Here is a 22,145-nt window from a genome sequence, read left to right as displayed (position 1 = left end):
CGATCGAAGACCGGCCGCCTGAGCAGTTCCCGTGTCGTCGGCCGACGATGCGAAGGAGCACCACAGCACATGACCGAGACCAACCTCGGCACCGAATCCCGCACCGCGGTGATCGACAACGGGGCCTTCGGCACCCGTGAGATCACCTTCTCCACCGGCCGCCTGGCCCGCCAGGCCGCCGGCTCCGTCGTCGCCCAGCTCGGCGAGACGGTCGTCCTCTCCGCCACCACGGCCGGCAAGCAGCCGCGCGAGTCGTTCGACTTCTTCCCGCTGACGGTGGACGTCGAGGAGCGGATGTACGCCGCGGGCCGGATCCCCGGCTCGTTCTTCCGCCGTGAGGGCCGGCCCAGCGAGGACGCCATCCTCACCTGCCGGCTGATCGACCGGCCGCTGCGCCCGTCGTTCGTCAAGGGCCTGCGCAACGAGGTCCAGGTCGTCGAGACCGTGCTGGCGCTCGACCCGCAGCACCCGTACGACGTGGTGGCGATCAACGCCGCGTCGATGTCGACCAAGCTCTCCGGCCTGCCGTTCTCCGGCCCGATCGGCGCGACCCGGGTCGCGCACGTCGACGGCCAGTGGGTCGCCTTCCCGACCCTGGAGGAGCTGGAGCGGGCCACCTTCGACATGGTCGTGGCCGGCCGCACCCTGCCGGACGGCGAGGTCGCGATCATGATGGTCGAGGCCGAGGCCACCCCGAACGCCGTGAGCCTGATCTCGGGCGGCGCCACCGCGCCGACCGAGGAGATCGTGGCCAGCGGCCTGGAGGCCGCCAAGCCGGCCATCCGCGAGCTGTGCCGGGCGCAGAGCGAGCTGGCCGAGGTGGCCGCCAAGCCGGTCGCCGAGTTCCCGATCTTCCTGGACTACCAGGACGACGTGTACGACGCGGTGGCCGAGGTGGCCCGCGCCGACGTCGCCGAGGCGCTGAAGATCGCCGGCAAGGCCGACCGCGAGGAGGCCCTGGACCGGATCAAGGCCAAGGTCGCCGAGGAACTGGCCGGCCGGTTCGAGGGCCGCGAGAAGGAGCTCTCCGCCGCGTTTCGTTCGCTGACCAAGTCCGAGGTCCGCAACCGGGTGCTGCGCGAGCAGGTCCGCATCGACGGCCGCGGCCCGCGCGACATCCGTCCGCTGACCGCCGAGGTCGGCGTGCTGCCGCGGGTGCACGGCTCGGCGCTGTTCGAGCGCGGCGAGACCCAGATCCTGGGCGTCACCACGCTGAACATGCTGCGCATGGAGCAGATGGTGGACACCCTGTCCCCGGAGAACCGCAAGCGCTACATGCACAACTACAACTTCCCGCCGTACTCGACCGGTGAGACCGGCCGGGTCGGCTCGCCGAAGCGGCGCGAGATCGGCCACGGCGCGCTCGCCGAGCGGGCGCTGATCCCGGTGCTGCCCTCGCGCGAGGAGTTCCCGTACGCCATCCGGCAGGTCTCCGAGGCGCTCGGCTCCAACGGCTCCACCTCGATGGGTTCGGTCTGCGCCTCGACGCTGGGCCTGCTCTCGGCCGGTGTGCCGCTGAAGGCGCACGTGGCCGGCATCGCCATGGGCCTCATCTCCGACGAGGTCGACGGCAAGACCCAGTACGTGACGCTGACCGACATCCTCGGCGCCGAGGACGCGTTCGGCGACATGGACTTCAAGGTCGCCGGCACCCGGGACTTCGTCACCGCGCTGCAGCTCGACACCAAGCTGGACGGCATCCCGTCGGACGTGCTGGCCGCCGCGCTCCAGCAGGCGCACGAGGCCCGGCAGACCATCCTCGACGTGATGCAGCGGGCCATCGAGGCGCCGGCCGAGATGTCGGACTACGCGCCGCGGGTGACCACGGTCAAGATCCCGGTCGACAAGATCGGCATGGTGATCGGCCCGAAGGGCCAGACCATCAACGCGATCCAGGACGAGACCGGCGCCGAGATCTCCATCGAGGACGACGGCACGATCTACGTCGGCGCGACCAACGGGCCGGCGGCCCAGGCCGCGGTGGACCGGATCAACGGGATCGCCAACCCGACGCTGCCCAAGGTCGGGGAGCGGTTCCTCGGCACCGTGGTGAAGACCGCCGCGTTCGGCGCCTTCATCTCGCTGCTGCCGGGCCGCGACGGCCTGCTGCACATCTCCAAGGTGGGCGACGGCAAGCGGGTCGAGAAGGTCGAGGACTTCCTCAACGTCGGCGACAAGGTCGAGGTCGAGATCGCGGACATCGACGCCCGCGGCAAGATCTACCTGGACAAGATCCGCCCGGAGGGCGCCGAGGCGCCGGCCGAGGGCGGGGCCGGCGGCGGCGACCGTCCGTCGGGCCGGGACCGCGGCGGCGACCGCGGCCCGCGTGACCGGGGTGACCGCGAGCGTCGCTCCGAGGGTGGCGAGCGTCGCTCCGAGGGTGGCGAGCGTCGCTCCGAGGGCGGCGAGGGTGGCGGCGAGTCCCGCCCGCGCCGCCGGACCCGGCACAGCTGATCCACCGACCGGCCCGGGTGACGTCCGCGTCACCCGGGCCGGCCCACGGCTCCAGGTCGCCTGCGCGAGCTGGAGCCGTCGTACGTCCCGCCGTTCCTCGTCATCCGGAGAGCAGGTTCTCGTGAGTTCGTCAGTCGCCTCGACGGGACGGGGGGTGGCGTCGACCGGTTCGGCGGCCCGCGCGATCACCCGGACGCTCAGCGAGGACCCGCTCGGCGGCACCGTCCGCCGTACCGTGCTGCCCAGCGGGCTGCGGGTGCTCACCGAGGCGGTCCCGGCGATGCGCAGCGTGTCGTTCGGCATCTGGGTGGCGGTCGGCTCCCGCGACGAGACCGGCTCCCAGGCCGGCGCCGCGCACTTCCTGGAGCACCTGCTGTTCAAGGGCACCAACAAGCGCAGCGCGCTGGAGATCTCGGCGCAGATCGAGGCCGTGGGCGGCGAGACCAACGCCTTCACCACGAAGGAATACACCTGCTACTACGCGCGGGTGCTCGACGAGGATCTGCCGCTGGCCATCGACGTCATGTGCGACCTGGTCGCCGACTCGGTGCTGACCGCCGCCGACGTGGAGACCGAACGCGGCGTCATCCTCGAAGAGATCGCCATGCACGACGACGAGCCCGGCGACGAGGTGCACGACCTGTTCGCCCGCGCCGTCTACGGCGACCACCCGCTGGGCCGGCTCATCTCCGGCACGGAGGAGACGGTCACGCCGATGACCCGGCGGCAGATCCAGGGCTTCTACCGCCGCCGCTACACGGCGCCGCAGATCGTGATCGCCGCCGCCGGGAACCTCGACCACGCCGCCGTGGTCAAGCTGGTCCGGCAGGCGCTGCGCGGCACCCCGCTGGACACCGACCCGGCGTCGCCGGCGCCGCACCGCCGGGCCACCCCGACGGTACGCACCAAGCCGGCCACCACGCTCGTCGAGCCGAAGGAGACCGAGCAGGCGCACGTCATCCTCGGCTGCCCGGGGATCGACCGCACCGACGAGCGGCGGTTCGCCCTCGGCGTACTGAACAACGTGCTCGGCGGCGGCATGTCCAGCCGGCTGTTCCAGGAGATCCGGGAGCAACGCGGCCTGGCGTACTCGGTCTACTCCTACGCCAGCCAGTACGCCGACAGCGGCGTGTTCGCCGTCTACGCCGGCTGCGCGCCCGGCAAGGTGGACGAGGTACTGGACCTCACCCGCGCGGAGCTGGCGCGGGTCGCCGCTGAGGGGATCACCGAGGCCGAGCTGGCCCGGGGCAAGGGGATGAGCAAGGGCTCGTTCGTGCTCGGGCTGGAGGACACCGGCTCGCGGATGAGCCGGCTCGCCAAGGGGGAGCTGCTCTACGGCAACCTGATGCCGGTCGACGACCTGCTCGCGCGGGTGGACGCGGTGACGCTCGCGGACGTGAACGCGCTCGCCGCCGAGCTGCTCAGCCGGCCGATGTCGCTGGCCGTGGTGGGCCCGTTCGACGAGGGCAGCTTCACCGTCGGCCGCTGAGCGGCGGCCGGGCCCGCCGGATGCCGGGCGGCGGTGCGGTCCGCCGCACCCCGCCGTGCGGGCTGGGATAGGTTGTGGCCCGTGACTGAGCAGCAGAACGCGGTGGCCCGGGTCGGTGTGCTGGGCGCCCGGGGCCGGATGGGCATGGAGGTCTGCAAGGCGGTCGACTCCGCCGCCGACCTGGAGCTGGTCGCGGCCGTCGACCAGGGCGACGATCTGGACGCGTTGGCGCAGGCGGGCGCCGAGGTGGTCGTCGACTTCACCACCCCGGACGCGGTCATGGACAACCTGCGCTGGTGCGTCGAGCACGGCGTGCACGCGGTGGTCGGCACCACCGGCTTCACCGAGCAGCGGCTCGCCCAGGTGCGGGAGTGGCTGTCCGACCGGCCCGGCGTGGGCGTGGTGATCGCCCCCAACTTCGGTATCGGCGCGGTGCTGATGATGCAGTTCGCGGCGCGCGCCGCCCGCTACTTCGAGTCGGTCGAGATCATCGAACAGCACCACCCGCGCAAGCTGGACGCGCCGAGCGGCACCGCCACCCACACCGCCCGGCTGATCGCCGCCGCCCGCGCCGAGGCCGGCCTGGCGCCCGCGCCGGACGCCACCCGCGACGAGGTGGCGGGTGCCCGCGGCGCCGACATCGACGGGGTACGCGTGCACGCGGTACGCGCCACCGGCCTGGTCGCCCACCAGGAGGTGCTGTTCGGCACCACCGGTGAGACGCTGACCATCCGGCACGACTCGTACGACCGGGTGTCGTTCATGCCCGGCGTGCTGCTCGCGGTCCGGGAGGTGGGTCGCCGGCCCGGTCTCACCGTCGGCCTGGACGCCCTGCTCGACTGAGCGGGGGCGGACGCCGCACGGTGGCCCCGGGCTGCTGCGGGAAACCGTTTTGCCTGGTCGGCGGCGTAGAACTAGGCTATTTCCATGATCGATTTCGGACATTCCGACCGCCTCGGCCGCCGGGTGACGCTGCGCCCGGTCGACGACGACAACTGGCGGGCGGTGGCGGACGTCGCGCCGCGTGACGACCAGCGTGCCTTCGTGGCCGCGCTGGCCGCCCGCTACCTGCTGCTCACCGAGCGCTCAGACGTCTGGAACTCGCTGGCCGTCTACGCCGACGAGACCGTTGCGGGACACGTCATGTGGGGCGTGGACGACGACGGGTCGCGGTGGATCGGCGGCATGGTGATCGACGCCGCCGAGCAGGGCCGCGGCCTGGGCCGCGCCACCGTGCGGACGCTCGCGGACTGGCTCGCCGAGGCGGGCCAGCCGATCCGTCTGAGTTACCACCCGGAGAACACCGCTGCCGCCGCCCTCTACACCTCCCTGGGTTTCCGCCCCACCGGCGCCCGCGAGGACGACGAACTGGTAGCCGAACTCTCCACCCCCTGACTCCGCCTCAGGCCCCTGCCCTGCCGCGCCGAGGCCCTGCCCGGCCCAACCTGCGGTCGATGACCAAGGGGTTCGCGTCCGGTTCCGACGTCCCGCCCGACACAAACCCCTTGATCACCACCGGTTCCGGGCGCGGGCGACCCGACGTCCGCAGTATCCGCTGAGCTCGGCGCGGCGCTGTTGGCCACGATCCCGGTGGCGGTGCTGTTCGTGATCTTCCAGCGCTACTTCGTGCGCGGCGCCAACGAGGGCGCGGACAAGGGATGACCGGCGGCCGGCGGTCCCGCCCCGTGCCGGGACCGCCGGTCTCTCCCGTCAGGGGTCAGACCGGCGACCGGGCGGAAACTCATCGCTGCGCCGGCACACCTTCTGCCGGGACGGCCACGTGCAGCCGGAGCTGGGGGACCAGCATGTCGTCCACGTCCAGCGCGCGGGCCGCCCCGTCCGGCTCCCAGCCGGTCGAGCCGAGGAACTTCCGGGTCGCCGCGTCGGCGTCGAACGCCCACGCCACCGCCCGGGTCAGACCGTCGGCGCGCCAGTGGTCGACCGCCGCGGCGAGCAGCCGGCTGCCGTGCCCGCGCCGCCCCCACCGGGGCTCGACCAGCAGGTCCGTGACCGCCGCGACGCCCGAGCCGAGCGCCTCGGCCGGCTCGTCGGGGGCGAGCGCGTCGGCATCGGCCGGACCGGAGGCGATGAACCCCACCAGATAGGATTGCGCCGCCTGTTCGACGGCGACGAGCACCCGGTGCGCGCCCGAGGGCGGCTCCTGCACCGCCGCGCCCCACCGCCGCGCGAGGTACGCCTCGTCGAGGTTGTCGAGCACGTGCCGGGGCAGGATCCGGCGGTACGCGACCCGCCAGGTCGCGAGCTGGATGCGTGCGATCTCACCGGCGTCCTCGGGACGCGCGGGCCGGACGTAGCCTGCAGCCATGGCACGTGAGCCTACGCAGGGCGAGGAGGGTGACGGTGGCGCAGGGTGCCGGGCGGACGATCGCGCAGGTCGTCGCCGTGGTGGCGCTCGCCGCGGCGGTCACCGTGTTCCTCTCCGTGGCGGCGGTGCGGCACGGCTTCTTCGACCTCCAGGTCTACTACGGCGCGCTGACCTACTGGGCGCGTGACGGCGGGGAGATCTACGACTTCCTGCGCCCCGGCACGCAGTACGGCTTCACCTACCCGCCGTTCGCCGCGCTGGTGATGCTGCCGATGGCGTACCTGCCGTGGAGTGCGGCGATCGTGGTGAGCGTGACACTGACGGTGCTGGCCAGCGCCGTGGTGATCTGGCGGCTGCTGGACCCGGTGGCCCGCCGGTCCGGCTGGACCCGCTGGTTCGCCCTCGCGGTCGCGCTCTGCCTGGCTGCCGCGTACGAGCCGATGCGCGAGACGGTCAACTTCGGCCAGGTCAACATGCTGCTGCTGTTCCTGGTGGCGGTGGACCTGCTGTGGCTGCTGCCGGCACGCAGCCGCTGGGCGGGCGTGGGCATCGGCCTGGCCACCGCGATCAAGCTGACGCCGGGCATCTTCATCGTCTATTTGCTGGTCACCGGCCGCTGGCGGGCCGCGCTGACCACTGTCGGCACGGCCGCCGTCGCCACGCTCGTGGCCGCCGGTCTCTTCCCAGACGCCTCCCGGGAGTTCTGGACCGAGGCGCTGTGGAACACCGACCGGGTCGGTGAGCTGGCGTTCGTCTCCAACCAGTCGCTGCGCGGAGTGGTGGCCCGGCTCGACCCGCAGCACCCGAGCACGATCGCCTGGCTGGTGCTCGTACTCCTGACGCTCGTGGTGTGGGCGTGGCGTTCGCGGGCGGCGGTGGCCGCCGGCGACGAGGCCACCGGCCTGGCGCTCACCGGCGCCGTGATGTGCCTGGTCAGCCCGGTGACCTGGGTGCACCACCTGGTCTGGCTGCTGCCCGGGCTGATCCTGCTCGTCGACAACGGCATGGCGGCGCCCGCGCGCAGCCGCCGGCGCCGTCTGCTGCTGGCCGCCGCGTCGATCGGGTACGCGCTGCTGTGCAGCCGGATCGTCTGGTCCTGGGAGAAGGACTTCACCGGCGTGGACGGTTTCCTCGGCAGCAACACGTACGTGTGGATCAGCCTGGCGTTGCTGCTCGGGCTGCCGATCCGCCGCCGGCCCACGCCGACGGGCGGTGAGCGTCCCGGGGCCGTGCCGGCCGGGTCAGCTTCCGGCGGTGTACCGCAGTTCGCGGAGCAGGATCGGGGCGCGTCCGCCGTGCAGCGGCACCGGGTAGGTGGACTCCTCGCCGTCCGGTAGGTGCCCGGCCCGCTCGTAGAAGCGGCGGGCCCGGGCGTTGTCGGCGAGCACCCAGAGCCGGTACGCGGTCCAGCCCCGCTCGGCCAGGCCGTCGCGGGCCGCCGCGAGCAGCGTCCGGGCGGCGCCCGAGCCCCAGTGCGCCGGCTCCAGGTAGATCGCCAGCAACTCGCCGTGCGCCGGGTCGAGGTCGCCGCGGTCCTGGTTGTTCCGGTACGGCCCGAACGTGGTGAACCCGACGACCGTGCCGCCGTCCTCGGCGACGAGCGTGGTGAACGGGTGCTCCGGGTCGGCGGTGCCGAGGTCGCGGCGGCGCTGCGCCCAGGCGCGGGGGTTCAGCCGGCTCAGCACCTCCTCGGGCATGATCCCGGCGTAACCGGCCTGCCAGCCGTGGACGTGCACCCGGGCGATCGCCTCGGCGTCGTCCGGTTCCTCCCGGCGAATGGTGAGCACCTGTCCGTTCTATGCCCCGCCGGGCGCTCGGTCCAGCCGCCGCTCCCGGCCCGGCGCGTCCGGCGTCGTGTCGTACCGGTGGATTAGGGTCGCCGACGATGGCCGTACCGGAATCGCTCTCCCTCGCCCAGGCCCGCCGGATCGCCCTGGCCGCCCAGGGCTTCGCCGACCCGGCGCCCACCGGCGTGCCCACCCGGCGGCACCTGCGCCGGGTGCTCGACCGGGTCGGGCTGATCCAGATGGACTCGGTGAACGTGCTCCAGCGGGCGCACTACCTGCCGCTCTACAGCCGGCTCGGGCCGTACCCGACGGCGCTGCTGGACACCGCCGCCTACCGCCGCCCGCGCGAGCTGTTCGAATACTGGGCGCACGAGGCGTCGCTGGTGCCGGTGGGGCTGCACCCGGTGTTGCGCTGGCGGATGGCCAAGGCCCGCGACGAGGCGTGGGGCGGGATGCGCCGGATCGCCGAGGAGCAGCCCGGGCTGGTCGCCTGGGTCCGCGACGAGGTGGCCGCGCGGGGGCCGCTGACCGCGGCCGAGATCGAGCACGACGCGCCACGGGAGACCGGCAACTGGGGCTGGAACTGGTCGGCCGTGAAGCGGGCGCTGGAGTTCCTGTTCTGGGCCGGCGAGGTCACCGCCGCCGACCGCACCAACTCGTTCGCCCGCCGCTACGACCTGCCCGAGCGGGTGCTCCCGGCCGCCGTGCTGGACGCGCCCACCCCGGCCGACGCCGAGGCACACCGCACGCTCGTCTCGATGGCCGCCCGCTCGCTCGGCGTGGCCGCCGAACCGGAGTTGCGCGACTACTTCCGGCTGCCGGTCGCCGGGGCGCGGCGGGCGGTGGCCGAGCTGGTCGAGGCGGGCGAGCTGACTCCGGTCACGGTGCAGGGCTGGCGGCAGCCCGCCTACCTGCACGCGGACGCCCGGCTGCCCCGCTGGGTACGCGGCAACACGCTGGTCAGCCCGTTCGACCCGCTGGTCTGGGAGCGGGCGCGCACCGAGCGGCTGTTCGGGTTCACCTACCGGATCGAGATCTACGTGCCGGCGCCCCAGCGGGTGTACGGCTACTACGTGCTGCCGTTCCGCCAGGGCGAGCGCTTCACCGCCCGGGTCGACCTGAAGGCCGACCGGAAGGCCGGGGCGCTGCTGGTGCCCGCCGCCTGGGTCGAGCCGGGCGCCGACCCGGGGGAGACCGCCGTGGCGCTCGCCGCCGAGCTGTACCGGCTCGCCGGCTGGCTCGGCCTGGACGCGGTCGCCCCGCCCGCCGCCGGCGACCTGGCGGGGCCGCTGGCCGCCGCGCTGGTGGGCGTGGCCGGTGTACGGTGAGCGCGTGACGAGCGTTGACCGGCCTGCCACCGCGCCCGACCCGCACCCCGAGCCCCACCCGCACGGGCACGCGCAGCCGGAGTCCGGATCGCCGTCGCACGCTCCCGCCGGGCTGCCGTCGGACGCCGAGGTGCACGCGCACGCCTCGGTGCCGTCGTTCGCGCACGCCGGAGCGCCCGGAGCGCCCTGGCCGGGGGGTTACCCGGTGGCGTACCAGCCGGTCGAGACCGACCGGTTCACCCGGATGGTGATGCGCCTGCACGCCCGCGCCCCGCGCTGGGCGGTGCCGCTGGCCGCGCTCGGCTGCGTCGGCATCGGCATGGCGTACGCGCTGATCAGCGACCCGACCCGGAGCGACCCGGACGCCGCGCCGACCTGTCTGCTCAAGCTCACGACCGGGCTGGACTGCCCGGGCTGCGGTGGCACCCGCGCGCTCTGGTACGTGCTGCACGCCGACCTGCCCGCCGCCGCCCGCCACCACTTCCTGTTCGTCTTCGCGCTGCCGTTCCTGACCTGGCTCTTCGTGGCCTGGGCCGGCAACCGGGCGTTCGGGTGGAAGCTCCCCGAGATCCAGTTCAGCCCGAAGGTCGTCGGCATGTTCCTGGCCGCCTGGGCGGTCTTCTCGGTGGCCCGCAACCTCCCCTGGGCTCCCTTCACCTCGCTCTACGTCTAGCCTCCCGCCGGAGCGCTTCCGCTATCCGGGATCAAAGTCCCGCAAAGCGGGACCAGAGGAGATCTTGGATGCGTAGCGCCCCTATGAGCGCCATTTCCTGCCAAGATCTCGAGAGCCGGAGCGCCTGCTGGTCGGCTGCGTGCCCGATTTCCGCGGCGGGCGCGAGCCAACTACAGTCGCTGGAATGCCGGAGATGGTTCAGCCCCAGGTCAAGTTGATCGCGTGGACCCAGTTCCAGGCGCCTGAAGAGGTGCCCTGGTCCACCGACGCCGACGGCGGGCAGGCGCTCGCCGAGTTCGCCGGCCGGGCCTGCTACCAGAGCTGGAAGAAGCCGAATCCGGCCACCGCCACCAACGCCGGTTACCTGGCGCACATCCTGGAGGTCGGCCACCTGAGCGTGCTGGAGCACGGCTCGGTGAGCTTCTACTTCAGTGGCGTCTCCCGCTCGTTCACCCACGAGCTGATCCGGCACCGGCACTTCTCCTACTCGCAGCTCTCCCAGCGCTACGTGCCCGAGCGGGACGCGGCGATGGTCGAGCCGTCGGTGATCGCCGACGACCCGGAGCTGCACAAGAAGTTCGTCGAGGCCACCGACGCGGCGGTGCGGGCGTACACCGAGTTGCTGGAGGGGCTGGAGGCCCGCTTCACCGACGAGCCCAACCCGACGCTGCGCCGCAAGCAGGCCCGCCAGGCGGCCCGGGCGGTGCTGCCGAACGCCACCGAGACGCGGATCGTGGTGACCGGCAACTACCGGGCCTGGCGGCACTTCGTCAAGATGCGCGCCACCGAGCACGCCGACGTGGAGATCCGCGAGCTGGCCGTCGAGTGCCTGCGCCAGCTCAAGGGTGTCGCGCCGAACGTCTTCGCCGACTTCGAGATCTCCACCCTGCCCGACGGCACCGAGGTGGCAGCGTCGCCGCACGCGGAGTGACTCGTCGCCCTTCGCCGCCGGACCACCGGTGGCCGTCCGCTAGGTTGTGAGCATGACGCACGACCACTCCGCCGCCCCGAGCCGGGGCGCGTCGCGCCCGTTCGGGCGAGTGATGACGGCCATGGTGACCCCGTTCACGCCGGACGGCGGCCTGGATCTCGACGGCGCCGCCCGGCTGGCCGAATACCTCGTCGACCAGCAGGGCAACGACGCGCTGGTGCTCAACGGCACCACCGGCGAGTCCCCGACCACCACGGAGGCGGAGAAGGAGTCGCTGATCCGTACCGTGGTCGAGGCGGTCGGCGACCGGGCCCGGATCGTCGCCGGGGTGGGCACCAACGACACCCGGCACACCGTCGAGCTGGCCACGCAGGCCGAGAAGGCCGGCGCGCACGGCCTGCTGGTGGTCACGCCGTACTACAACAAGCCGCCGCAGGCCGGGCTGCTGCGTCACTTCACCACCGTCGCGGACGCCACCGGCCTGCCGGTCATGCTCTACGACATCCCGCACCGCGCGGGCGTGGCGATCGCCACCGAGACGCTCGTGAAGCTGGCCGAGCACGGCCGGATCGTCGCGGTGAAGGACGCCAAGGGCGACCTGTTCGCCACCTCGGAGGTGCTCAGCCGCACCGACCTGGCCTACTACAGCGGCGAGGACGCGCTCACCCTGCCGATGCTGTCGGTGGGCGCGGTCGGCGTGGTCGGCACCTCCACCCACTTCACCGGTGCGCTGACCAAGCAGATGATCGAGGCGTTCGAGGCGGGCGACAACGCCCGGGCGCTCGCTCTGCACCGGCAGTTGCTGCCGCTCTACACCGGCATCTTCCGCACCCAGGGCACGATCCTGGTCAAGGCCGGCCTGGGGGCGCAGGGTCGCCCGGCCGGTCCGGTGCGGCCGCCGCTCGTCGACGCCACCGGTGACGAACTGGCCCAGCTGCGCGCCGACTGCGCCGCGGCGGGCCTGCCCCTGCCCGAATGAATCAACGACACGACGGACGCCGCGCGACGGCGTCGCAGAATGAGGTGACGCGTGACCGAGGCGCACATCGAGGGTGAACTGCCCCCGCCGCTGCCCGAGGGCGGCCTGCGGATCATCCCGCTCGGCGGACTCGGCGCCATCGGCCGGAACATGACCGTCTTCGAGTACGACGGCAAGCTGCTCATCGTCGACTGCGGGGTGCTCTTCCCCGACGTCGAGCAGCCGGGCGTGGACCTGATCCTGCCCGACTTCGCCCCGATCCTGGACCGGCTGGCCGACGTGCAGGCGATCGTGCTCACGCACGGCCACGAGGACCACATCGGCGCGGTGCCGTACCTGCTCGCACACAAGCCGGACATTCCGCTCGTCGGCTCCCAGTTCACGCTCGCGCTCGTCGAGGCGAAGCTGGCCGAGCGGCGGATCCAGCCGTACACGCTGACCGTGCGGGAGGGCGGCCGGGAACGGCTGGGCCCGTTCGAGTGCGAGTTCTTCGCGGTGAACCACTCGATCCCGGACGCGCTCGCGGTGGCCATCCGTACCCCGGCCGGCCTGGTGCTGCACACCGGCGACTTCAAGATGGACCAGCTTCCGCTGGACGGTCGGATCACCGACCTGGCCGGGTTCGCCCGGCTCGGCGCCGAGGGCGTCGACCTGCTGCTGTCCGACTCGACGAACGCGGAGATCCCCGGGTTCGTCACGCCGGAGCGGGAGATCGGCCCGGTCCTCGACTCGATCTTCGCGAAGGCCAAGGGGCGGATCATCGTCGCCTCGTTCGCCTCGCACGTGCACCGGGTGCAGCAGGTCTTCGACTCGGCCGCCGAGCACGGCCGCAAGGTGGCGCTGATCGGCCGGTCCATGGTCCGCAACATGGGCATCGCCCGCGACCTGGGCCTGCTCAACATCCCGTCCGGCCTGGTGGTCGGGATCGAGGAGGCCACGAACCTGCCGCCCGAGCAGATCGTGCTGATGTCCACCGGGTCGCAGGGCGAGCCGATGAGCGCGCTGGGCCGGATGGCCAGCGGCGACCACCGGCACATCACCATCGCGCCGGGCGACACGGTGGTGCTGGCGTCCTCGCTGGTGCCCGGCAACGAGACCTCGGTCTACCGGGTGATCAACCGGCTGGCCCGGGCGGGCGCCGTGGTGGTGCACAAGGACGTGGCGAAGGTGCACGTCTCCGGACACGCGCCGGCCGGCGAGCTGCTCTACCTGCTCAACGTCGTACGCCCGAGCAACCTGATGCCGGTGCACGGCGAGTGGCGGCACCTGCGGGCGCACGCCCGGCTCGGCATCGAGTCCGGCGTCGCGCCGGACCGGGTCGTGCTCTGCGAGGACGGCGACGTGGTCGACCTGGTCGAGGGCCGCGCCAGCCTGGTCGGGCGGGTCAGGAGCCGGTACGTCTACGTCGACGGTCTCGCCGTCGGCGACGTCAGCGAGTCGCTGCTCACCGAGCGCCGGATCCTCGGCGACGGCGGGTTCATCGCCGCGACTGTCGTGGTCGACTCGGTCACCGGCAAGGTGGTCGCCGGGCCGACCGTCTCGGCGAAGGGCTTCTCCGAGGATCCGGAGGCGTTCAACCCGGTGGTCCCGCTGGTCACCGAGGCGCTGAACCGGGCCGCCGCGGACGGCATCACCGACCCGCACCAGCTCCAGCAGATCGTCCGCCGCACTGTGGGCCGCTGGGTCAACGACGCGTACCGCCGTCGGCCCATGATCGTCCCGACCGTCGTCGAGGTCTGACCCGGCCGCGCCGCGCGCCGGTCCACCCTCCGCGGTGGGCCGGCGCCGTCGCTTTCCGGGTACGCCCCGACACGGCGCGTCGAAACGTGGTGACCGTACTCATCCGATCGGCGTCCGTCTCCGTACCTCCAGACGGCCGGCGTGCCCCTGCGCCGGTCGGAGGGAGCGTGGCGGATGGACCGCAGACGGATGACAGCCATCGGCGTACTGGTGGCGGCGGCCGGGTTGACGGCGGCGGTGACCGTACCGTCGTTCGCCGGTGAGGAACCCCGGCGGGCCGCACCGGCGGCCGACGGCGTCGCCCCGGAGGTTCTGGACGCGATGGGCCGCGACCTCGCGCTGACCCGCGACCAGGCGGTGAAGCGGCTGCGGACCGAGCGGTGGGCGGCCGGCACCGTCACCCGGCTGCGCGGCGAACTCGGCGCCGGTTACGGCGGCAGCTGGCTCAGCGAGGACGGCGCCACGCTCACCGTCGCGGTGGCCGACCCGGCCGGCGAGGCGCGGGTACGGGCCGCGGGCGCGGTCCCGAAGCGGGTCGCCCGGGGCGTCGGCGAGCTGGACGCGGTGAAGAGCCGGCTGGACGCGGCGGGTGCCGACGCCAGCCCGGACGTCGCCGGCTGGTACGTCGACGTGGCCGACAACGCGGTGGTCGTGATCGCCCGGCCGGGCGCGGAGGCAGACGGACGCCGGTTCGCCGCCGCCGCGGGGTCGAAGGCCACCATGGTCCGGGTGCGTACCGCCGACGAGGCTCCCCGTCCGCTGTTCGACGTGCGGGGCGGCGACGCCTACCTGATCAACAACGCGGGCCGCTGCTCGGTCGGCTTCTCCGTGGTCGGCGGGTTCGTCACCGCCGGGCACTGCGGCCGGCCGGGGGACCGCACCACCGGATCCAACCGGGTCGCCCAGGGCACGTTCGCCGCCTCCTCGTTCCCCGGTGACGACTGGGCGTTCGTGCGGGTCAACGCCGACTGGACGCCGCAGGGCGTGGTGACCGACTTCAACGACGGCGGCACGGTGGCGGTGAACGGCTCCACCGAGGCGCCGGTCGGCGCGTCGATCTGCCGGTCCGGCTCCACCACCGGCACCCGCTGCGGCCTGATCCAGGCGAAGAACGCCACTGTCAACTACCCCGAGGGGACGGTCACCGGGCTGACCCGCACGAACGTCTGCGCCGAGCCGGGTGACTCCGGCGGCGCGTGGCTCTCCGGCGACCAGGCGCAGGGCGTCACCTCCGGCGGCTCCGGCGACTGCACCCGGGGCGGCACCACGTTCTTCCAGCCGGTCAACGAGATCCTCGAGCGCAACAACCTGACGCTGGTGACCGCCGGCGACCGGCCCGCGCCCACCCAGCCTCCGGCGGGCGGCGGCGAGACCACCCCGCCCGCGACCGCCGAGCCCACCCCGCCGGCCGGCGACACCGACTGCTCCGGTCAGGTGAGCCGGACCGGCCGGATCGCCGCCGGACGGACCCAGGTCCAGCCGGACGGGCGCTTCTTCCGGGTGCCCGACGGCACCCAGGAGGCGTGTCTGTCCGCGCCGGACGGCGCCCGCGTCGTGCTGGAGCTGCAACGCTTCACCGGCGGCGCGTTCCGCACCGTGGCCCGCGCGGCCTCCGCCGACGGCACGGCCCGGCTGACCGCCGAGACCCAGGCCGGCGCCTACCGGTACCGCGTCGCCGGGTTGTCCGGCTCCGGCGAGTACACGCTGGCGTTCTCCGCCCGCTGACCGCCGCACCCAGACCGCGGCCCCCGACCACCACCGCCCGGTGGCCGGGGGCCGCGCCGCGTCGGCGGCACGCTTCGCCGGTCGGTCGGCCGGTCGGTCGCGGCGGGGGCTCAGGGCAGCGCGGCGACCGCTTCGGCGTACGCCGTACCGGTGCGGACCGCGGCGGCCACCAGCACCGCGAGCTGCGCCGGGGCCACCCCGCAGGACAGGTCGGTGGAGACGCCCGCGGCCAGCACCAGCGTCCCGTCGCCGGGCTCGTGCACGTACGCGGCGGGCAGCAGCCGGTCGTGGTTCCAGGCGTTGCAGAACGCGTACGCCTCGGCGCGCCGCCCGGCCGGCAGCCGCCGCTGCGCCACCACCCGGGCGTGCAGCACGTCCCCCTGCCGGCCGAGCAGGCGGAACTGGATCGTGGCCTCGCCCCACCGCCCGGCGAGTGTGCCGTCCGGCTCAGCCGTGTACGGCTCGCCCCGGGCGTCGAGCGCGGCGGCGAGCATTGCCGCGTCCAGCGGTGCCGGTTCCTCCGGTCCGGGCGGCCCGGGTTCGGCCGGATCGGCTTCCGGCTCCTCGTCGAGCTCGCTCTCGGCAGCCAGCGACACCGGCGCGGCGAGCGGCCGCTCGGCCAGCCAGGAGGCGATCCGGCCGGACTGGTGCCCGGTGCCGTTGCGGGCGTCGAAGCTGCCGGCGAGCGCTGTCGCCAGCGCCTGCAACTGCGTACCCAGCGTCGCCACGTCCACCTCGGCGGCGGGCCGGGGACCGTGCCCGGGGCGGTGGATGCGCCGCCCGCCCAGCCCGGACTCGGTGGCCAGGCCGCACAGCAGCGCGCCCGCCGCGGCGAACTCCATCGCGGACAGGTCGTCGGCCGGGCGGTCCAGCTCGGGCAGTTGCTCGGTCAGGATCTCCAGCCCGCGGTGCAGGTAGCCGCCCAGCGCGCAGAAGCGCAGGTGCGCGGCGAGCAGCGGGAACGCGGTCCGCTCGCCGCGGTGCCGGCGGTACGCGCGCACGTGGGCCCGGGCCGCCCGGGTCACCGCGCCGGTCCGCAGCCACGGCAGCAGCCCCACCGCGAGCGCCCGTTCCGGCTGGTCGGTGCAGGCCGTTGCCCCGGCCGCCGCCGCCTGCCGTTCGCCCCGCCGGGTCGGTGGCGCCTGCGGCTCGGCCCAGCCGGTCAGCGCCGGCGCCAGCGCCGCCAGCGCCGGCGCCAGCGCCGCCAGCGCCGCGTCCGGCTCACCCCAGCCGGCCAGCAGGTCGGCCCGCCGCGCCGGGGCGCACCCCGCACAGCCGCCCACCGGGTCCGTGGCGTCCGCCGCCGACCAGCGCTCGTACGCGCGCCGGGCGGCCGGCTCGTCGCCGAGGTGGTCGGCGAGCCGGCAGCGCAGCTCCGCCACCGGTGCCGCGTCCTCGCCCAGCTCCGCGGCGAGCGCGTCCAACAGGGATCGGGCCTGGTCGAGGCCCACCCGGGGCGTGCCGAACGACGCCTCCACCGCCTGCCGCTGATGCCGGCGCAACCGGGTCAGCTCGTCGGGGCGGGCGTCCAGCAGGCCGGGGTGCCCGGCCAGCGTGGCCCGCATCCGCCGGACCGGTTCCACCGCACGCCACCGCTCGCCCCGGTGCAGGTACGCCTCGACCAGCGCGAGCCGCGCCGACAGGGCGGTACGCGGGTCGCCCGTGGCGTCCGCCCGGGATGCGATCCGCTCCAGCTCGGCGCAGCGCTCCGCGCCGTCGGGCCGGTCCCGGGCGTCGGCGAGCGCGGCGGCCAGCCCCCGGTCGCGTGCCGTGGTCACCGGAGCGTCCCGCCGGCCAGCTCGTCGACGGCGGCGGCGAGCTGGCACCCGGTGGTCACGCCACAGTCGACGAGCCGGTCGAGCTGGTGCGGCGTCACCCCGCGCTCCAGGTCGGTGGTGACCTCGCCGCACACCTGGGCCGACCCGTCGTCGGCGACGTGCACGTACGCCTTCGGCCAGAGCCGGTCGTGGTTCCACGTGTTGCAGAAGGCGTGCAGCTCGGGCACGCGCTCGATGCCGAAGTGGTGCGCGACGACGGTGCGCACCTGGAGCAGCTCACCGGCCGCGCCCCGGCGGTGGAACCAGATCAGGTTCCGCTCCCAGCGGCCCACGAGCGCGCCGTCGGGTTCCTCGGCCACCGCGTACCCCCGGTGGCCGAGCACGGCGGCGATCAGCTCGCCGGTCAGCGGGCGCAGTTCCTGCGGGTGTCCGGCCAGCGGACCGTCCGGACCGTCCTCGATCTCCGGCGACGCCATCGGGCATCCCTTCTGAGGCGAATAACACAAACGACGGTCCGACCCGTGCTGCGACGCGCGGACACGACCCGGAAAAGCGGCGATCCACCGGGTGCCGCCGTTACCGTGACTCTATGGCGGGCCGTACCTCTCAGGCGAGCCGGCGGCGCGGCGCGTCGCCGCGTGGCACCACGAACAACCGCGCCCGTCAACCGGCGAAGAAGACGGCGGCGCGGAAACCGGCGCGGCGGCGCCCGGCCCCCGGGCCGGGCCCGGCCGCGTTCGTCGGCCGGGCCGTGGGCGCCGTCTGGATGGGACTCGCCCACTCGGTGGGCTGGGCGTTCCGGGCGGCCGGGCGGCAGGCCGCGTCCACCCGGGAGCTGGATCCGGAGCACCGCCGCGACGGCGCCGGGCTGCTGCTGTTCGGCCTGGCCATCCTCAGCGCGGTGGGCATCTGGGGCGGGGGCGCCGGGCCGGTGGGCCGGCACCTGGCCGACACCGTACGCCTGTTCATCGGCGCCATCTCGATAATCCTGCCGGTGCTGTTCATGGTCGGCGCGTGGCGGCTGATGCGGAGCCCGGCCGACCCCGAGCACCGCGGTCGCGGCCTGGTCGGCTGGGGCTCGATGATGCTGGCCACCGCCGCGATGCTGCACATCGGGCAGAACCCGGTCGACGAGGTCCAGCGTGACTTCGCCGGCGGCCTGATCGGCGCGGGCGTGGGCGACCTGCTGAGGTCGGCGGTGACCGCCTGGGTGGCCATGCCGCTGCTGCTCCTGCTGCTGGTGTTCGGCCTGCTGGTGGTCACCGCGACGCCGATCAACAAGATCCCGGAGCGGCTCGGCCTGCGCGCCGGCCCGGCCGGGCCGGACGTCGATGACGAGCTCGCCGAGGACGAGGCGCCGGTGAAGCCCGCCCGCAAGCGGCCGGCGAAGCGGATGCCGCCGCCGCTGGAGCCGCTGGACCCGGACGACGAGCTGGCCGGCGTCGACCTCCAGGAAACCCTGGTGCTGCCGCGCAAGCAGCCGAAGGTGCCGGCGAACCGCAAGCCGGTCGAGCCGCCGGAGCACTCGCCGCTGCCCACCCGCGCCGAGCAGCTCGCGCTCACCGGGCTGGCCGGCGACTACACGCTGCCGCCGGCGAACCTGCTCGGCAGCGGCGCCAAGCCGAAGAGCCGGAGCAAGGCCAACGACGAGGTGATCGCCGCGCTGACCGGCGTCTTCGAGCAGTTCGACGTGGACGCCGCCGTCACCGGCTTCACCCGCGGCCCGACAGTCACCCGGTACGAGGTGGAGCTGGGCCCGGGCGTCAAGGTCGAGCGGATCACCCAGCTCTCCCGCAACATCGCGTACGCGGTGAAGTCGCCGGACGTCCGCATCCTCAGCCCGATCCCGGGCAAGAGCGCGGTCGGTGTGGAGATCCCGAACACCGACCCGGAGAACGTGTCGCTCGGCGACGTGCTGCGCTCCCGCGAGGCGACGAGCGACCACCACCCGATGGTGGTGGCGCTCGGCAAGGACATCGAGGGCGGCTACGTGGTGGCCAACCTGGCGAAGATGCCGCACATCTTGATCGCGGGTGCCACCGGCGCGGGCAAGTCGAGTTGCCTGAATAGTCTACTTGTATCCATTTTGACCAGAGCCACGCCGGACGAGGTGCGGCTGCTGCTGATCGACCCGAAGCGCGTCGAGATGACCGGCTACGAGGGCATCCCGCACCTGGTCACGCCGATCGTGACCAACCCGAAGAAGGCGGCCGACTCGCTGGAGTGGGTCGTCCGCGAGATGGACATGCGCTACGACGACCTCGCCGCCAACGGGGTCCGGCACATCGACGACTTCAACCGCAAGGTGCGCAACGGCGAGATCAAGGCACCGCCGGGCAGCGAGCGGGAGATGCGGCCGTACCCGTACCTGCTGGTGATCGTGGACGAGCTGGCCGACCTGATGATGGTCGCGCCGCGCGACGTGGAGGACTCCATCGTCCGGATCACCCAGCTCGCCCGGGCCGCCGGCATCCACCTGGTGCTGGCGACCCAGCGGCCCTCGGTCGACGTGGTCACCGGCCTGATCAAGGCGAACGTGCCGTCCCGGCTGGCGTTCGCCACCTCCTCGCTCGCCGACTCCCGGGTCATCCTGGACCAGCCGGGCGCGGAGAAGCTGCTCGGCCGCGGCGACGGCCTGTTCCTGCCGATGGGCGCGTCGAAGCCGCAGCGCATCCAGGGCGCCTGGGTCACCGAGCGCGAGATCTCCGACGTGGTCAAGTTCTGCAAGGACCAGCGCGAGCCGGAGTTCCGCCCGGACGTGCTCGCCCCGGCGCAGGACAGCAAGAAGAAGATCGACGAGGACATCGGCGACGACCTGGACCTGCTCGTGCAGGCGGTCGAGCTGGTGGTCACCTCGCAGTTCGGGTCGACCTCGATGCTCCAGCGCAAGCTGCGGGTCGGCTTCGCCAAGGCGGGCCGGCTGATGGACCTGATGGAGACCCGGGGCGTGGTCGGCCCGTCCGAGGGCTCCAAGGCCCGCGACGTGCTGGTCAAGCCGGACGAGCTGGAGGAGGTCCTGGCCGGCCTGCGCGGCGGCGAGGACTGACGACCCACGACGGACGACGGCGGCCCCCACCATCAGGTGGGAGCCGCCGTCGGCCGTTGCGGGTCAGTTGAGCAGTGCGGCGACGAGCACGGCGCCGATCACCGCGCCGACCACGCTCGCGGCGGCGGCGTACCAGCCCAGCGGCTTGTCACCGAGGACGGCGCCGACGATGCCGAGGATCAGGCCGAGGACGCCGAAGATCAGCGGGGACAGGAAGATCGCGAGGGCCGCGAAGACGAACGCGACGATCGTGCAGATCCGGGCGGCGTTGCTGCGCGGACGGGCGCTGGCGTGGATGTCGGCCATGGGGTCCTCCGTGATGATCGCTCTGTCGGTCAACGGAAGACCGGGTACCCCGGGCGGCACATCGTCCAAACCGGATGCGTGCGATCAGGCGAAGAGCTTCAGCCCGATCACGCCGGCCACCACCAGCAGCAGGCAGGCCACCCGCGGCAGGTTGACCGGTTCGCCGAGCGCGAGCATCCCGACCAGCGCGGTACCGACCGCGCCGATGCCGACCCACACCGCGTAGCCGGTGCCGACCGGGATGTCGCGCAGCGCGTACGCCAGGCCGGCCATGCTGCCGACGAGCGTGACGGCGAAGACGGCGGAGGGGAGCGGACGGGTGAAGCCGGCGCTGCGGTCCAGCGCGATCGCCCACGCGGTCTCCAGGAGTCCGGAGATCACCAGCACGATCCAGGCCATGGATATCACCTCTGACGGGCGGGCCCGGCGCGGGAGCGGGCCGGGCGACGGTCGGGTCACGCGGGGCGTCTTGGCCTGACCGGGTACGCCCACCACTCGTCCGGGACGGCCCGCGGGCCGTCGTGGCCGACGGTAGCACCGGGCGGGCCGGACCGGCGGCGTGGTGAGAAAGGCCACCATCAGTGGAGTTGACGTCAACTTCAAGTTGCAGGATGGATGCCATGACCCTGCTCTTCTCCGACGACGACGTCGCGGCCGCCGTGGACGCCCCGCTCACCGTCGCGGCCATGCGGGACGCGCTGCTGGCCGCGTACGCCGGGCGGCTCATCGCCCCGCCCCGGGCGTCCGCGCCGCTGGGCGGGGGCCGGATGGTGCTCACCGCCGGTCACCTCACCGGGCAGTGGTACGGCTTCCGCTCGTACGACACGTTCGGCCACCCGGAGAGCAGCCAGCTCGTCGTGCTGCACGACGCGAGCACCGGCGCGGTACGCGCCATCGCCGTCGGCGAGGAACTCGGCTCCCGGCGTACCGGAGGACTCGGTGGCGTGGCGGTGGACGCCCTGGCCCGCGCGGACGCCGCCACCCTCGGCGTGGTGGGGTCCGGCCGGCAGGCGTGGACCCAGGTCTGGGCCGCGGCGGCGGTGCGGCCGCTGCGCGAGGTGACCGTGTTCAGCCGCTCGGCGGCCCGGCGGGAGGCGTTCGCCGCACGGGTCCGCGCCGAGCTGGGCGTCCCGGCCCGCGCCGTCGGCTCGGCCGCCGCCGCGGTACGCGACCGGGACGTCGTGGTGCTCGCCACCACCAGCACCGTCCCGGTGCTCGACGCCGCCGACCTGGCACCCGGCACCCACGTCAACACGGTCGGCTTCAAGCAGGCCGACCGGCACGAGTTCGGCACCGACCTGCTCGACGCCGCCGACCTGCTGGTCACCGACTCACCCGGGCAGGCCACCGCGTACGTCCCGCCGATGCTCGCCGCCGTCGAGCCGTACGCCGGGCGGTTGCGCGACCTGGGCGCGGTGCTGGCCGGCGCGGTTCCCGGCCGGACCACCGCGGACCAGATCTCGGTCTTCTGCTCCACCGGCCTGGCCGGCACGGAGGTGTTCCTCCTCGACCGGCTGGCCCGGGTGGCCGTGTCCGCCCGCTGAACCGGCCGGACGGGTGCGCGGCGGTCCGGAACCGGCCCG

Annotated in this window: 19 protein-coding genes and 1 riboswitch; of the genes, 13 read left to right on the top strand and 6 right to left on the bottom strand. The window is 73.8% G+C overall.

Annotation, left to right across the window (positions count from 1 at the left end):
• Window positions 1-69 precede the first annotated feature (69 nt).
• The 4 genes from ABIH81_RS00515 (at window position 70) to ABIH81_RS00500 (ending at window position 5,338) form a co-directional block, all read left to right on the top strand.
• Window positions 70-2,454: a polyribonucleotide nucleotidyltransferase gene (locus tag ABIH81_RS00515; RefSeq protein ID WP_349878439.1), complete on the top strand. Its 2,385-nt coding sequence runs from the start codon at window positions 70-72 to the stop codon at window positions 2,452-2,454.
• 121 nt (window positions 2,455-2,575) lie between these two features.
• Window positions 2,576-3,943 (top strand): pitrilysin family protein, encoded by a 1,368-nt coding sequence (locus tag ABIH81_RS00510; RefSeq protein ID WP_349878438.1) that lies wholly within the window; start codon window positions 2,576-2,578, stop codon window positions 3,941-3,943.
• A gap of 81 nt (window positions 3,944-4,024) precedes the next feature.
• On the top strand, window positions 4,025-4,786 hold the full coding sequence (dapB, locus tag ABIH81_RS00505) for a 4-hydroxy-tetrahydrodipicolinate reductase (RefSeq protein WP_349878436.1): 762 nt from the start codon (window positions 4,025-4,027) through the stop codon (window positions 4,784-4,786).
• Between the two features lie 84 nt (window positions 4,787-4,870).
• Window positions 4,871-5,338, top strand: a complete 468-nt coding sequence (locus ABIH81_RS00500; protein ID WP_349878435.1) for a GNAT family N-acetyltransferase — start codon at window positions 4,871-4,873, stop codon at window positions 5,336-5,338.
• Between the two features lie 346 nt (window positions 5,339-5,684).
• Here the strand turns inward: ABIH81_RS00500 and ABIH81_RS00495 are convergent, their stop codons facing one another.
• Window positions 5,685-6,269, bottom strand: coding sequence for a GNAT family N-acetyltransferase (locus ABIH81_RS00495; RefSeq protein ID WP_349878434.1), 585 nt, complete (start codon window positions 6,267-6,269; stop codon window positions 5,685-5,687).
• 35 nt (window positions 6,270-6,304) lie between these two features.
• Here ABIH81_RS00495 and ABIH81_RS00490 point away from each other — a divergent pair, with 35 nt between their 5' ends.
• Window positions 6,305-7,606 (top strand): glycosyltransferase family 87 protein, encoded by a 1,302-nt coding sequence (locus ABIH81_RS00490; protein WP_349878432.1) that lies wholly within the window; start codon window positions 6,305-6,307, stop codon window positions 7,604-7,606.
• Here the strand turns inward: ABIH81_RS00490 and ABIH81_RS00485 are convergent.
• A complete protein-coding gene (locus tag ABIH81_RS00485) occupies window positions 7,511-8,056 on the bottom strand; it encodes a GNAT family N-acetyltransferase (protein WP_349878431.1) in 546 nt (181 codons plus the stop codon). The genes ABIH81_RS00490 and ABIH81_RS00485 overlap by 96 nt on opposite strands.
• 98 nt (window positions 8,057-8,154) lie before the next feature.
• Between ABIH81_RS00485 and ABIH81_RS00480 the strand changes: the two genes are divergently transcribed.
• From ABIH81_RS00480 to ABIH81_RS00455, 6 genes are all read left to right on the top strand, one after another.
• Window positions 8,155-9,384 (top strand): crosslink repair DNA glycosylase YcaQ family protein, encoded by a 1,230-nt coding sequence (locus tag ABIH81_RS00480; protein ID WP_349878430.1) that lies wholly within the window; start codon window positions 8,155-8,157, stop codon window positions 9,382-9,384.
• 130 nt (window positions 9,385-9,514) lie between these two features.
• Complete coding sequence (locus ABIH81_RS00475; RefSeq protein WP_349881261.1) at window positions 9,515-10,057, top strand: DUF2752 domain-containing protein; 543 nt, start codon at window positions 9,515-9,517, stop codon at window positions 10,055-10,057.
• Window positions 10,058-10,250: 193 nt separating this feature from the next.
• A complete protein-coding gene (gene thyX, locus ABIH81_RS00470; protein WP_026268015.1) occupies window positions 10,251-10,988 on the top strand; it encodes an FAD-dependent thymidylate synthase in 738 nt (245 codons plus the stop codon).
• Between the two features lie 52 nt (window positions 10,989-11,040).
• A complete protein-coding gene (gene dapA / locus ABIH81_RS00465) occupies window positions 11,041-11,967 on the top strand; it encodes a 4-hydroxy-tetrahydrodipicolinate synthase (RefSeq protein WP_349878428.1) in 927 nt (308 codons plus the stop codon).
• Between the two features lie 51 nt (window positions 11,968-12,018).
• Window positions 12,019-13,707 (top strand): ribonuclease J, encoded by a 1,689-nt coding sequence (locus ABIH81_RS00460; protein WP_349878427.1) that lies wholly within the window; start codon window positions 12,019-12,021, stop codon window positions 13,705-13,707.
• Window positions 13,708-13,881: 174 nt separating this feature from the next.
• Entirely contained in the window at window positions 13,882-15,432 is a 1,551-nt protein-coding gene (locus ABIH81_RS00455; protein WP_349878425.1) for a S1 family peptidase, read from the top strand.
• Window positions 15,433-15,542: 110 nt separating this feature from the next.
• Here ABIH81_RS00455 and ABIH81_RS00450 read toward each other — a convergent pair whose 3' ends face one another.
• Both ABIH81_RS00450 and ABIH81_RS00445 read right to left on the bottom strand, forming a co-directional pair.
• Window positions 15,543-17,210 carry a YbjN domain-containing protein gene (locus ABIH81_RS00450; protein WP_349878424.1) on the bottom strand — a complete coding sequence of 556 codons (1,668 nt, stop codon included), beginning with the start codon at window positions 17,208-17,210 and terminating at the stop codon, window positions 15,543-15,545.
• Window positions 17,207-17,686 (bottom strand): YbjN domain-containing protein, encoded by a 480-nt coding sequence (locus tag ABIH81_RS00445; protein ID WP_194799809.1) that lies wholly within the window; start codon window positions 17,684-17,686, stop codon window positions 17,207-17,209. The genes ABIH81_RS00450 and ABIH81_RS00445 overlap by 4 nt, the downstream gene beginning before the upstream one ends.
• A 113-nt stretch (window positions 17,687-17,799) precedes the next feature.
• Between ABIH81_RS00445 and ABIH81_RS00440 the strand changes: the two genes are divergently transcribed.
• A complete protein-coding gene (locus ABIH81_RS00440; RefSeq protein WP_349878422.1) occupies window positions 17,800-20,256 on the top strand; it encodes a DNA translocase FtsK 4TM domain-containing protein in 2,457 nt (818 codons plus the stop codon).
• Between the two features lie 63 nt (window positions 20,257-20,319).
• Here ABIH81_RS00440 and ABIH81_RS00435 read toward each other — a convergent pair whose 3' ends face one another.
• Together ABIH81_RS00435 and ABIH81_RS00430 are read right to left on the bottom strand one after the other, a co-directional pair.
• Window positions 20,320-20,562: a hypothetical protein gene (locus ABIH81_RS00435; RefSeq protein WP_349878421.1), complete on the bottom strand. Its 243-nt coding sequence runs from the start codon at window positions 20,560-20,562 to the stop codon at window positions 20,320-20,322.
• Window positions 20,563-20,646: 84 nt separating this feature from the next.
• A complete protein-coding gene (locus tag ABIH81_RS00430) occupies window positions 20,647-20,961 on the bottom strand; it encodes a multidrug efflux SMR transporter (protein WP_013284696.1) in 315 nt (104 codons plus the stop codon).
• Between the two features lie 59 nt (window positions 20,962-21,020).
• A riboswitch (guanidine-III (ykkC-III) riboswitch) is annotated at window positions 21,021-21,086 on the bottom strand.
• Window positions 21,087-21,182: 96 nt separating this feature from the next.
• Here ABIH81_RS00430 and ABIH81_RS00425 point away from each other — a divergent pair.
• Complete coding sequence (locus ABIH81_RS00425) at window positions 21,183-22,106, top strand: ornithine cyclodeaminase family protein (RefSeq protein ID WP_349878419.1); 924 nt, start codon at window positions 21,183-21,185, stop codon at window positions 22,104-22,106.
• Window positions 22,107-22,145: the final 39 nt, after the last annotated feature.

The organism is Micromonospora sp. HUAS YX12 (assembly GCF_040215685.1).
In the GTDB taxonomy this organism is placed as follows: Bacteria; Actinomycetota; Actinomycetes; order Mycobacteriales; family Micromonosporaceae; genus Micromonospora; species Micromonospora tulbaghiae.
The sequence above is the reverse complement of the archived record's forward strand: the minus strand, read 5'-3'. Positions and strand labels throughout refer to the sequence as shown.